Origin of the sequence: Leifsonia sp. 563, from assembly GCF_040545055.1 — a bacterium.
In the GTDB taxonomy this organism is placed as follows: Bacteria; Actinomycetota; Actinomycetes; order Actinomycetales; family Microbacteriaceae; genus Leifsonia.
This window is the reverse complement of sequence record NZ_JBEPLE010000001.1, coordinates 1,029,061-1,040,984: the sequence shown is the minus strand read 5'-3', so window position 1 is coordinate 1,040,984 and position 11,924 is coordinate 1,029,061. Positions and strand designations below refer to the sequence as shown.

11 protein-coding genes are annotated in these 11,924 nt (G+C 70.7%); 5 read left to right on the top strand and 6 right to left on the bottom strand.

Annotated features, from left to right (window positions below; all coding sequences use genetic code 11):
• Positions 1 to 61: 61 nt before the first annotated feature.
• The 4 genes from ABIC47_RS05005 (at position 62) to ABIC47_RS04990 (ending at position 4,122) form a co-directional block, all read left to right on the top strand.
• Positions 62 to 1,564 carry a glycosyltransferase 87 family protein gene (locus tag ABIC47_RS05005; protein ID WP_354477860.1) on the top strand — a complete coding sequence of 501 codons (1,503 nt, stop codon included), beginning with the start codon at positions 62 to 64 and terminating at the stop codon, positions 1,562 to 1,564.
• Positions 1,561 to 2,403, top strand: a complete 843-nt coding sequence (locus ABIC47_RS05000; protein WP_354477857.1) for an MTAP family purine nucleoside phosphorylase — start codon at positions 1,561 to 1,563, stop codon at positions 2,401 to 2,403. The genes ABIC47_RS05005 and ABIC47_RS05000 overlap by 4 nt, the downstream gene beginning before the upstream one ends.
• Entirely contained in the window at positions 2,400 to 3,476 is a 1,077-nt protein-coding gene (locus ABIC47_RS04995; RefSeq protein ID WP_354477854.1) for an NAD-dependent epimerase/dehydratase family protein, read from the top strand. The genes ABIC47_RS05000 and ABIC47_RS04995 overlap by 4 nt, the downstream gene beginning before the upstream one ends.
• A 70-nt stretch (positions 3,477 to 3,546) precedes the next feature.
• Positions 3,547 to 4,122, top strand: a complete 576-nt coding sequence (locus ABIC47_RS04990) for a dihydrofolate reductase family protein (protein WP_354477851.1) — start codon at positions 3,547 to 3,549, stop codon at positions 4,120 to 4,122.
• Between the two features lie 7 nt (positions 4,123 to 4,129).
• Here the strand turns inward: ABIC47_RS04990 and ABIC47_RS04985 are convergent, their stop codons facing one another.
• The 3 genes from ABIC47_RS04985 to ABIC47_RS04975 all read right to left on the bottom strand — a co-directional run bounded on the left by ABIC47_RS04985 (position 4,130) and on the right by ABIC47_RS04975 (position 7,332).
• Positions 4,130 to 5,386, bottom strand: coding sequence for an arginine deiminase (locus ABIC47_RS04985; protein ID WP_018192563.1), 1,257 nt, complete (start codon positions 5,384 to 5,386; stop codon positions 4,130 to 4,132).
• Between the two features lie 21 nt (positions 5,387 to 5,407).
• Positions 5,408 to 6,859, bottom strand: a complete 1,452-nt coding sequence (locus ABIC47_RS04980; protein ID WP_029042920.1) for a basic amino acid/polyamine antiporter — start codon at positions 6,857 to 6,859, stop codon at positions 5,408 to 5,410.
• A 137-nt stretch (positions 6,860 to 6,996) separates the two neighbouring features.
• Positions 6,997 to 7,332: a DUF4190 domain-containing protein gene (locus tag ABIC47_RS04975; protein WP_354477847.1), complete on the bottom strand. Its 336-nt coding sequence runs from the start codon at positions 7,330 to 7,332 to the stop codon at positions 6,997 to 6,999.
• A 235-nt stretch (positions 7,333 to 7,567) separates the two neighbouring features.
• Here ABIC47_RS04975 and ABIC47_RS04970 point away from each other — a divergent pair, with 235 nt between their 5' ends.
• Positions 7,568 to 8,350 carry a hypothetical protein gene (locus ABIC47_RS04970; RefSeq protein WP_354477845.1) on the top strand — a complete coding sequence of 261 codons (783 nt, stop codon included), beginning with the start codon at positions 7,568 to 7,570 and terminating at the stop codon, positions 8,348 to 8,350.
• A gap of 27 nt (positions 8,351 to 8,377) precedes the next feature.
• On the opposite strand, the gene ABIC47_RS04965 is transcribed toward ABIC47_RS04970, so the two are convergent.
• The 3 genes from ABIC47_RS04965 to ABIC47_RS04955 form a co-directional block, all read right to left on the bottom strand.
• Positions 8,378 to 9,388 (bottom strand): aldo/keto reductase family protein, encoded by a 1,011-nt coding sequence (locus tag ABIC47_RS04965; RefSeq protein ID WP_018192559.1) that lies wholly within the window; start codon positions 9,386 to 9,388, stop codon positions 8,378 to 8,380.
• A gap of 125 nt (positions 9,389 to 9,513) precedes the next feature.
• Positions 9,514 to 10,917, bottom strand: a complete 1,404-nt coding sequence (locus tag ABIC47_RS04960) for an MFS transporter (RefSeq protein ID WP_354477842.1) — start codon at positions 10,915 to 10,917, stop codon at positions 9,514 to 9,516.
• Positions 10,914 to 11,912, bottom strand: a complete 999-nt coding sequence (locus ABIC47_RS04955; RefSeq protein WP_354477840.1) for a diacylglycerol/lipid kinase family protein — start codon at positions 11,910 to 11,912, stop codon at positions 10,914 to 10,916. Before ABIC47_RS04955 ends, ABIC47_RS04960 begins: the two co-directional genes overlap by 4 nt.
• Positions 11,913 to 11,924 lie beyond the last annotated feature (12 nt).

Below are 11,924 nucleotides of genomic sequence, written 5' to 3'. Positions count from 1 at the left end.
TCCCCGAACGGGACGCCCGATCGCGCTGTGCGGCACCGCCGGGCCGGTCACACTCGACAGCGTGAAGATCGCCATCGTCTCCGTGCTGCTCGCTGCCCTGGCGGCCGTCACCGCGCTGTCGACGGCGACCCTCGGCGGGTTCGCGCCCGGGGCGAAGGTCGCGCTGGGGGTGGCAGCGGGGGCGGCCTGGCTGCTTGCGGCGGCGGCGTTCCTCGTGCTCCTCCGCGTCCGGGGGCGCGCGGCGCTCGTGCTCGTGCTCGCCGGGTCGGCGGCGCTCGGCTGCGCGGCGCTGGCCGGACCGCCCAACCTCAGCACCGACTCCGCACGCTACGCCTGGGACGGCATCGTGCAGGATGCGGGGCTCTCCCCCTACGCGCATGTGCCGGCCGCCGATGCGCTCGACCGGTACCGCGTCGCGTGGCTGTTCCCTGAGCCTGTGCGGGGAACGGACGGCGCGCTGCACTGCGAGGGGCTCCGCATCCAGCAGACGACATCGGTGCCGGACGGCGACGTGCTCTGCACCGCGCTCAACCGGCCGCAGGTGCCGACGATCTACCCGCCCGCGGCGGAGGCGTACTTCGCGGCTGTGCGCTCGGTGGTTCCGGTCGGCGCCGAGTACGCGCCGCTCCAGGTGGGCGGCCTGCTGCTCAGCCTCGGAACGACGGTGCTGCTGATGTGGGGGATGCGCGCTCGCGGCCTCGATGCCCGCTGGGCCGCCTTGTGGGGCTGGTCGCCGTTCGTCGCTTCGGAGGCCGTGACCAATTCGCACGTGGATGCGCTCGGCGTGCTCTTCATCGTCGCCGCGACCTTCGCCGCGACATCGGCCGGCTCGCCGGCCGCCTGGTCGGTTCGGCGCCTCGGCCCGGACGGGAGCCGACGTCGTGCGGCGCTCGCCGGGGTGTTGATCGGGCTGGCCGCCGCGGCCAAGTTCGTCCCGGCGATCGCCGCACCGGCTCTTGCGCGCCGCCGACCGATCACCACGACGCTGGCTGCCGCGGCCACCTTCACCGTCAGCTACATCCCCTATGTCGCCGTCACGGGCTGGGCGGTCATCGGGTACCTCCCCGGCTACTTGGACGAGGAGGGTTACGACAGCGGCTCGCGGTTCGCGCTGCTGTCTCCGTTCCTTCCGGGCCTGTGGGCGACGGGTGCGGCGGCGCTGCTCATCCTGGCCGCGCTTTTCCTCGCCTGGCGTATGTCGGATCCCCGTGCGCCGTGGCATGCGCAAACGGTGTCCGTCGGCGCTGTGCTGCTGATCACGAGCCCGAGCTACCCCTGGTACGCGCTCGTGCTCATCCCGTTCATCGCCCTGAGCAAGCGGTGGGAGTGGCTGGTCGTCCCGATCGCGCTGACCCTGCGGACCCTGGTGCCGGGTCATCCGCTCGGGACGCTCGTGGTGGCGGCGGCCGCAGCGGTGGTCGCGACGGCCACCGTGGTGCGCTGGCGCCGTGCTCGCGCCGAGCGTCGCATCCCCAACCCCGCGCGTACGACCCGGACCGAGATCTCGAACCCCGCCGAACGCGCGCCCGCATCGACCGCCCCTGCCCGAGAGGAGACATCATGACCGAAGCCGACATCGCCGTGATCGGAGGCTCCGGCCTCTACCGGCTGTTCGACGCCGACGCCGACGTGGAGACCGTCGTCGTGGAGACCCCCTACGGGCCGTCGTCCGGACCGATCCGCATCGGCGAGGCCGCCGGACGCCGTGTCGCTTTCCTGGCGCGGCACGGCGAGGACCACGCGCTCGCGCCGCACCGCATCCCCTACCGTGCGAACATCTGGGCGCTGGCCGCGCTCGGCGTCCGCGCGGTCGTCACCTCGTCCGCGGTGGGCGGGCTGTCCGACCGCGCGCGGCCCGGCCGGTTCGTCGTCCCGGACCAGCTGATCGACCGGACGGCGGGGCGTCCCGACTCGTTCTTCGATCAGGATGACGTGCAGCACCTCGCGGCGGCCGACCCGTTCGACCCGGTCCTCAGCGCGGCGGCGGTGAATGCGCTCGCGAGTCTCGGCGAGGACGCGATCCCGGAGGGGACCTCGGTCGTCATCCAGGGCCCGCGCTTCTCGACACGGGCGGAGTCGGCCTGGTTCCGGGCGGCGGGCGCCGACATCGTGAACATGACGCAGTATCCCGAAGCCGTGCTCGCGGCGGAGCTCGGCCTGGGTCTCGTCACCATCGCGTTCGTCACCGACACGGATGCGGGCACCGCCGCCGGGGAGACCGCCGACGCGGCCGATGCCGCACTGGTGCTCGAGCGGATGGCGCAGGCGGAGCCGCGCATCCGTGCCGCGATCGCGGCGACCATCGCCGCCGTGCCCGACGACTACCGGCCGCGCGCCCTCATCCCCGCGGAGGCGATCCGCCGCGTGCTGTCGGCACCGGTGGCGGTCGGAGGCGTCCGGTGACGCATCTGCTCGTGACGGGAGGGCTGGGATTCATCGGGTCGCACGTGGTGGAGTCCGCGCTCGCTCGCGGCTGGCGGGTCACCGTCGTCGACTCCCTGCGACCGGACGTGCACGCGAGCGCCGACATCCCCGACTGGTTCCTTGCCCTCCGCGGCGACACGGACCTGCTCGTGTGCGACGCCGGCGCGGTTCCGCCGACACTGCTGCGCTCGGTGGATGCCGTGTGCCACCAGGCGGCGAAGGTGGGGCTCGGCGTGGACTTCGCCGACGCCCCGGATTACGTCGACTCCAACGTCGGCGTCACGGCGCGGCTGCTCGCGTCGATGGCCGAGGCGGGGACGACCCGGCTCGTGCTGGCGTCCTCGATGGTCGTCTATGGCGAGGGGCTGTACCAGGACGGGGATCGCGTGGTCCAGCCGCCCGTGCGAGCGGTCGACGACCTCCGTGCCGGCCGGTTCGATCCGCTGGACCGGGCCGGGCGGCCGCTACGGCCCGTGCTGATCGCCGAAGACCACCCGACGGAGCCCCGCAACGTCTACGCGCTGAGCAAGCTGGCGCAGGAGCACCTCGTCCGCTCCTGGGCTCGGTCGACCGGCGGGCGTGCTGTCGCGCTGCGCTATCACAACGTGTTCGGCGCGCGGATGCCGATCGGCACGCCGTACGCGGGGGTCGCCTCCCTGTTCCGCTCGCGGCTGGAGGAGGGCCGTGCGCCGCTGGTGTTCGAGGACGGCCGCCAGCGCCGCGACTTCGTGGACGTGCGGGATGTGGCCGAGGCGAACATCCGTGCTGTCGAAGCTCTGGCCGCGCGACCGGACGGCGATGTGCGCGCCTACAACGTCGGCAGCGGAGTGGTCCGCACGATCGGGGAGTTCGCCCGCGCGCTCGCGGAGGCGATGGCGGGCCCGGCTCCCGTCGTGACCGGTGAGTTCCGGCTCGGGGATGTGCGCCACATCACGGCGTCGTCCGACCGCATCGCCGCAGAGCTCGGCTGGCGCGCGCGCCAGCCGTGGCCGGATGCGGTGCGCGCGTTCGCGTCGGCGCCGATGCGGCCACGCGCCGGGGCTTCCGTCTGAGTGCGGGTCCGCGTCTTGACGTGTCGTGACGCCGAGTGCTTGATTGGTCGGACCTGGCGAGGAGGCCACCATGGGGCGCACGATCTGCGACATGTCCGTCTCGCTCGACGGCTACGTCACCGGCCCGAACGACAGCCGCGAGAATCCCTTCGGCGACGGAGCGGACGGCCTGCACGCCTGGTTGCGGCCGACGGCCTCGGACGAGGACCGTGCTGTGCTGCAGAGCGTCATCGGCAGCGTCGGAGCGATCATCATGGGGCGGACGTCGTTCGAGAAGAACGAGGGCGACGGGGGATGGGGCGACGCCGGGCCGATGGGCGACGTGCCGGTCTTCGTGCTCACGCACCACCCGCCGGACCGGCCGTATCCCCCGGGGTTCACCTTCGTCTCCGACGGCGTTCCCGACGCCATCCGGCAGGCCCGGCAGGTCGCGGCCGACAAAGACGTGCACCTCTTCGGCGCCACCGTGATGCAGCAGGCACTCCCCCTCGGCCTCGTCGACGAGCTGCACCTCCATGTGATGCCGATGCTCCTCGGCGGCGGCACCCCGCTCTTCGGGCCGCTCGACGCGGCGATCGCGCTGGAGCGTGTCGGGGCGCAGCTCACCCCGGCGGCGACGCACCTGCAGTACCGCGTGGTCCGTTAGCGCCGCGTCAGAACTCCACCGGATCGCGGATGATCGGGCACGTCATGCAGTGGCCGCCCCCGCGTCCCCGGCCGAGCTCCGCTCCGACGATCGGGATGACCTCGACACCCGCGTCGCGCAGGAGCGCGTTGGTGGCCGTGTTCCGGTCGTACGCGTACACCACGCCCGGGCGTAGGGCGACGGCGTTGTTGCCGCTGTCCCACTGCTGGCGTTCCGATTCGTAGTTGTCTCCGGCGGTCTCGATGACGTGCAACCGGGGAAGGCCGAGCGCCTCCGCGACGACGTCCACGAAGGCGCGGTCGCCGTGGTCGATCACCCGGAGTCCGGGGGCGGCGTCTTCCGGGACGAGGGTGAACGTGTGAACGGCATCCATGATCTTCGGGTAGAGGGTGACGATGTCGCGGTCCGCGAAGGTGAACACGGTGTCCAGGTGCATGGCCGCGCGGAGCTTCGGCATCCCGGCGACGATGACCTGGGTCGCGGCGCCCTGCGCGAAGAGTGCTGCGGCCGCCTGCGTGATCGCGTGCCGCGACGTCCGCTCGCTCATCCCGATCAGGACGACGCCGTTGCCGACCGGCATGACGTCGCCACCTTCGAGGGTCGCCTGGCCCCAGTCCGCCTCCGGGTCGCCCCACCAGACGGTGGCGTCGCGGAAGTCCGGGTGGAAGCCGTAGACGGCCTTCATGAGCAGTGTCTCGTCGTGACGGGCCGGCCAGTACAGGGGGTTGAGTGTCACTCCGCCGTAGATCCAGCAGGTGGTGTCGCGGGTGTACAGCGTGTTCGGCAGGGGAGGCATCAGGTACTCGCGGACGCCGGTGGACTCCCGGGCGAGGGCGACGTAGTCCGTCCGGTAGTCGTCGGGAAGGTCGGAGGTGGCCAGTCCGCCGATCAGGTAGCGGGCGAGTTCGGAGGGAGCGAGCGAGTCGAGGTACGCGCGCGTCCCCTCGATGAGGCCGAGACCGACCTCGCCTGCGACGATCTTGCGATCGAGCAGCCAGGACTTCGCGTCCGGGTCGCTGACCGTCTCGGCGAGGAGGTCGTGGAGTTCCACCACGTCGACGTCGTTCGAGCGCAGGTCGGCGACGAATGCGGCGTGATCCCGGATGGCGTTGTCCACCCACATCACATCGTCGAAGAGGAGGTCGTCGGCGTTGCTCGGCGTCAGCCGGTGGTGGGCGAGCCCGGGCGAGCAGACGAGCACCTTCCGCAGCCGGCCGACCTCGGAATGGACGCCGTACGTGGGCGCTGGGGATGAATCCGTCATCGTTCCTCCTTGGATGAGACCTCAGATGCTGATCCAGCCGGCGGCGAGGGCGACGATGCCGGTGACCGCGCCGATGACCGCGACGGCCAGGATGATCAGCTCCCGACCGGTGAAGACGCGCCGCCCTTGCTCGCGGCGCGCCATGACGAACAGCACCGTCGCCGGCGCGTAGATGATGAACGAGAGCAGCACGAAGGTCACGCCCGCAGCGAAGATGAGGTACGCCGTATAGAGGGTCGCGAGGACGGCGATGGTCGTCTCGCGCCCCCAGCCGCGCGGGGCGTCGCCGTACGTCTCCCTCGTGATGACCAGCTTCATCGCGTAGCAGGCGACCAGGAAGAACGGGATGAGCGTCAACGCGCTGGTGAGATCGAGCGCCAGGTTGAAGGCGTCGTGCGAGAAGTAGGTGATCACCAGGATCACCTGCACGAAGATCGCCGTCATCAGCAGGGCGGGGACGGGCACGTCGGCCGCGTTCGAGCGCGAGAGGAAGCGCGGCATGTCGTTGTCCTTGGCGGCGACGAACAGCACCTCCGCCGCCATGAGCGACCAGGCCAGGTAGGCGCCCAGCACCGAGACGACGAGTCCGATGCTCACGAACCAGGCGCCCCACGGTCCCACGGCGGCGGCCAGCACGCCGGCCATCGACGGCTGCCGCAGCTGCGCGATCTCGCCCATCGGCAGCACGCCGTACGACACGAGGGTCACCGACGCGAAGGTGGCGAAGACGCTGAGGAACCCGAGGATCGTCGCCTTGCCGACGTCGGCGCGCCGCTTCGCGTGACGGGAGTAGACGCTCGCCCCCTCCACGCCGAGGAAGACGAAGACAGTCACCAGCATGGTGCCGGTCACCTGGTCGAACAGCGACCCGGCGTAGTCGGCCCCTCCCCAGTTCTCGGCGAACACCTGCGGTTTGAGCACGAACAGGCAGAGCAGGATGAAGACGACGATCGGAACGAGCTTGGCCACGGTCACGATGCGGTTGATGACCGCCGCTTCCTTGATGCCGCGGCGGATGAGAAAGAAAAACCCCCACAGCCCCAGCGACGAGATCCCGATCGCGAGGAGGGTGTCGCCGTCACCCAGCGCGGGGGCGACCGCGCCGATGGTGGACATGATGAAGACCCAATAGAAGACGAGTCCCATCCCGGCGCTCGCCCAGTAGCCGATCGCGGAGAAGAAGCCGAGGAACTGGCCGAATCCGGCTTTCGCGTACGCGTACACACCGGCGTCGAGCTCGGGTTTCCGGTTGGCGAGCATCTGGAAGACGAACGCGAGCATCAGCATCCCGACGCCCGCGATCGACCACGCGATCAACGAGCCGGCGACCCCGGTCTCCTGGGCGAACCGGCGGGGGAGCGAGAACACGCCCGCTCCGACCATCGACCCGACGACCATCCCGGTCATCGTCAACATGGACAGCTTCGCGGCGGGTGCGGCCTCCCGCGGTGCTGTCTCGTCTGTTCTCGTCACCGACCCTCCCCAGGGGTGCGCTGCGTCGTCCAGCGGGGAGGTGAGCACGTTCCCCGCCACACGGTTCGACGCGCACATTCAACTCGCCGGGCCGCCTGCTGGCAAGGACGGAAATCGGGGAGGGGAGCCTCCGGGCGCTACGGGAAGCGCGTCAGGATGAAAACGACCGCATAGTAGAGGAAGCCGACCGTCCCGATGATCATGCCGGCGATCGCGAGCCCGCGGCCACGGGCGATCCCCTGCCGGGCGGCGCGGAAACCGCGCGCGGAGATGACGGCGCCAAGGGCTCCGATGAAGCCGAAGACGAACAGGCTGACGCAGGAGATGACGAAACCCCAGATCGCCGGCTTGCTGAAGGGCAGCGGTTCGGGCGCAGGGACCGCCGGTAGCGCGCCAGGGAAGTGCGGGGGCAGCGTCGGCTCAGCGTCACGCGACGTGCCGTCGGGCGGGAACGACGGGGTGTCGTCGGTCATGGGCGACAATCCTTCTCGTGATGGCGCCCCGGGGGACGCGTACTCGGCGGTGTGAGCCTGACAGGCGTGGACAGCGTAGCCACGCGACGCTTCGCCCGTGTCTTTCCGCTCGGATCGGCGTCTGCGAATGCTCTCAGCCAGTCGCCGGATGGGCGGGTCGGCCATTGCGTTCGCCCGGCGCATCCGACAGCGTGTCACTGTGGTGCGGGGGATGCGGCGGGGAATCCGTCAGAGGATGCCGGCGGCCGGGGCGGCCCTAGCGCTCCTCGGCGGTCTGACGGTGGGATGCACTGTCGCGCCCGCCCAGGACGCGCCGACGCGCACCGCACATCCCGTCGCGGTGACGAGCCCCACCCCGATGCCGACTCCGACCGCCGACACCGGGCTCGCCGACGAATTCCAGTACCTTCCGCCGGCGGGGACCGTGATGGGCACGGGCAGGCTCGGCGATGTCGACGGGCACGCAACCGGGGACGTGACGGTCAGCGTCGCACCTGACCTACGGTTCCAGGTCGTGCTCAGCGGGTTCAGCACGACCGCACAGGGAGCGACCGTCGCGCTCAGTGTCGACCGGTTCGGGGCGACGGCCGGAGCGCCGACCGTGCCGGCGCACGACGACCCCGTCGGGGTTCTCGAGGCGACCAGCGGCGACCAGGTCTTGCCGTTCGATTCGAGCGGGCGGACAGACCGTGGCAACCTGTCGTACTTCAACAGCGTCGAGCTGGTGATAAACGGCACGGTCGAAGCAGCAGCGCCGATCACCTGGACCATCCCGGACTTCTACCCCGGCCTCACCGTGAAGGATTCCGGACCCCGGCCATACGCCCGTGGAACCGTGAGCCTGTACGACGGGCAACCCGCCGCCTACGCCGTCTGGGGCAACGACAATTCGCAGGCGGTCGCGGATCGCTTCGGGATCACCCAGGACCAGTTGTTCTACCTGAACCCGCAGTTGCGCCGCGGCGACACGACGCTGCTGCGCGACACGAGTCTGAACCTCAGCGTCGCGTATCGCTAGCGCGTGCGCCGCGGCCGCCCCCGCGGCTCAGGCCTCCCGGGTCTTCGGCGACCGCGTCGCCGTGTGCGACGGGTCGCGCTCGACCGCGCCGCCGAGCACCTCGTCGATGCGGGCGAGCAGTTCGGCGGGGATCGTCACGCCGGAGGCCTTGACGTTCTCGACGACCTGCTCGGGGCGGGAGGCGCCGATGATCGCCGTGGCCACGTTGTCGTTCTGCAGCACCCAGGCGACAGCGAGCTGCGCCGGCGTGAGGTCGAGCTCCTGCGCGATCGGCGTGAGCTCCTGCACGCGGGTCAGCACGTCATCGGTCAGCCAGCGCTTGACCGCCCCAGCGCCGCCCTTCTCGTCGGTGGCGCGGCTGCCCTCGGGCAGCGGCGCACCCGGACGGTACTTGCCGCTCAGCACGCCCTGTGCGACGGGCGACCAGACGACCTGCGAGATGCCGAGCTCCTTCGAGGTCGGCACGACCTCCGCCTCGATGACCCGCCACAGCGCCGAGTACTCCGGCTGGTTCGAGATCAGCTGGATGTTCAGCTCCTTGGCCAGCGCGTGGCCGGCGCGCAGCTGGTCGGCCGTCCACTCGCTGACGCCGATGTAGAGCGCCTTGCCCGCGCGGACGACGTCGGCGAACGCCTGCATCGTCTCCTCGAGGGGCGTCTCGACGTCGTAGCGGTGAGCCTGGTAGAGGTCCACGTAGTCGGTCTGGAGGCGCTGCAGGGATCCGTCGATCGACTCGAGGATGTGCTTGCGCGAGAGCCCGACGTCGTTGTGGCCCTTCGGGCCGGTCGGGCCGAACACCTTGGTGAAGATCTCCAGCGACTGGCGGCGCTCCCCCTTGAGGGCCTCGCCGAGGACGGTCTCGGCCATCGTGTTGGCGTAGACGTCGGCCGTGTCGAAGGTCGAGATGCCGGAGTCGAGGGCGGCGCGCACGCAGGCGGCGGCCGTGTCGTTCTCCACCTGCGAGCCGTGGGTCAACCAGTTTCCGTAGGTGATCTCGGAGATCTTGAAGCCGGAGTTTCCCAGGTATCTGAACTGCACTGTCGTTCCTTTCGCACCGCTGAAGCGTGGTCATCGCGATGCTAGGCCGCATCCGTTCTGCGAATCCAACAGGAGAATCTTCTCGGATTGAGTCCGCCGGTCGATGAATGCCCGAGTGACGCCCGTTAGCGCCGCACGATCGCCCGGGCGCCCGCGTCGTGCGGGAGGCGGAACGCCCCGACCAGCGGAAGCACGAGCAGCGCCGCCGCCAGCGCGAACGCCCAGTGGTAGCCGGGCAGCGGCGACCCCGTCACGCCCTCCGACACCGCCGTCGATGCGCGCACGAACACCGCAACGACCGCCAGGCCGAGCGCCACCGCGACCTGCTGCAACGCGGACGCCAGGGTGTTCGCGTTCGTGGTCTCCTCCGGCTCGATGTCGGCGAACTGGAGCGTGTTGTACGCACTGAACCCGACCGAGCGGAACACCCCGCTCACGATCAGCAGCAGGATCAGCACGGGAACCGGGGCGTCGGGACCGATCGCCACGAAAGCGAGGAGCACCAGCATCCCGAGCCCGTTCGACCAGATGAGGATGCGGCGGAAGCCGAACCGCCGGATCAACGGCGTCGTGAAGGGCTTGATGCCGAGGTTGCCGACGAAGACGGCGATGACCATGAGCCCGGCGACGGTCGCGCTCCAGCCGTAGGCGAGCTGGAACAGGAGGGTGAACAGGAACGGCGCTCCTGTGATGATCATCCGGTACACGCCGCCGCTGAGGTTGCCGGCGCGGAAGGTGGTCCGCCGGAGCACGCTCCAGTCGAAGAGGGTGTCCGTGCGCTGTCGAGACGCGACGATGTTCGCCCACACGACACCGGCGGAGCCGACGATCGCCACGGCGCCCACGATCTCCAGGGCGGGATCGTCGGCGCTGAGCGCTTCCGCCCCGGCGGTCAGCAGGATGAGGGCGAACGCGATCGTCAGGTACCCGCGCACATCGAACGGCGTTCCCCGCTGCGGCTCGGAGTGCGGGATGAGGCTCAGCCCGGCGACGACGGCCGCGATCCCGAGGGGCACGTTGATGAGGAAGATCCACCGCCAGCCGACGGTGTCGGTGAGGATGCCGCCCAGTGCGGGTGCGATCACGGGCGCGATCAGCGCGGGCCAGGTGAGGTAGGCGATCGCATCCAGGAGGTCGCGCGGTTCCGTCCCGCTCAGGACGGCCAGCCGTCCGACCGGGACCATGAGGGCCCCGCCGATCCCCTGCAGGACGCGGGCGAGCGTCAGCAGGGTCAGGGTCGGCGCGAAGGCGCAGAGCACCGACGCGACCGTGAAGACGACGATCGCGGTGAGCAGCACCGGCCGGATCCCGATGCGCACGGAGAGCCATCCGGTGGCCGGGATGCCCGCGGCGACCGCGAGCAGGTAGGCGACCATCGCGATGCTCAGCTCGGCGGGGGCGACCCCGAACTCGCGCGCCATCGTGGGCGCGGCGGTCTGGATGATCGTGCCGTCCAGGTTCTCCATGAAGAACGTGGCGGCGACGAGGAGTGCGAGTCCGCGATGGAAGGAGGCCGACGGTCTGGTCATCGCCCGCGTGCCTCCGCCCGCACCCGCATGGTCAGCGCGTGATGCGTCACGGTCAGCGTCGCCGCGATCACCGAGCCATTGGGGTCGCCGTCGAGCTGGATCTCCTGCGGTTCCTCGAACCGCACCTGCAGCTTGCGCGCCTGCGCGTACCGGATCGCCCGCGGCTCGGGCGTCAGTCGGCCGACGAACCGGCCGAATCCGGTCCGGTGCAGCAGGCGGTTGAAGGTCAGGCGGTAGCCGATGTTCGTCCAGCCTGCGCCGCGCCCGGGCCGCAGGATGACGGCGTCCAGCATCCCGTCGTCGATGGTCGCGGCCGGGATCAGCAGCAGTCCGGCGGTGAGGCTGCCCGAGTTCCCGACGATGACGGTGTGGGCGCGGGTCGACACCTCCGGCTCGTCGTCCAGGCGGAAGGTGAGGTCGAACTGCCGGTTGCCGAGGATGCTGCGGGCGATCGGGTCCGAGTACGCGAGCCAGCCGATGCGCTTCTTCAGCTCCTGGTTGGTCTTCGCGGCCATCTGGGCGTCCAGTCCGATCCCGGCCATGACGAGGAACGCGCGCTCCACCGACTCGCCGTCCGGCCGTTCGAGCGTCGCCAGACCCAGATCGACCAGACGGTCGCGGCCGGTGAAGGCGACGGTGACGGCCGCGCGCAGGTTGTTCAGCGGCAGGCCCAGCTCGCGGGCGAACAGGTTGCCGGTGCCCGAGGGGATGAGGCCGATCGGGATGCCCGTGCCCGCCAGAGCCTCCGCGGCCGCTCGCAGCGTTCCGTCGCCGCCCGCGACGACGATCAGCTCGGGCTCGGATGCGGCCGCATCCAGGACGGCGGCGCGCCCGTCGTCGGCCGCGCTGGTCTCGAACCACGCCGAATCCGCCCATGCGCCCGCGGACTCCTCCGTGGCGACGGCGGTGCGCAGGGCGGCGACCTGGACCTTGCTCGGGTTGAACACGACCGCCGCCCGCCGAGCCGGCATCGACGGGATCAGGTCAGAGCTCACTCGACCACCGTA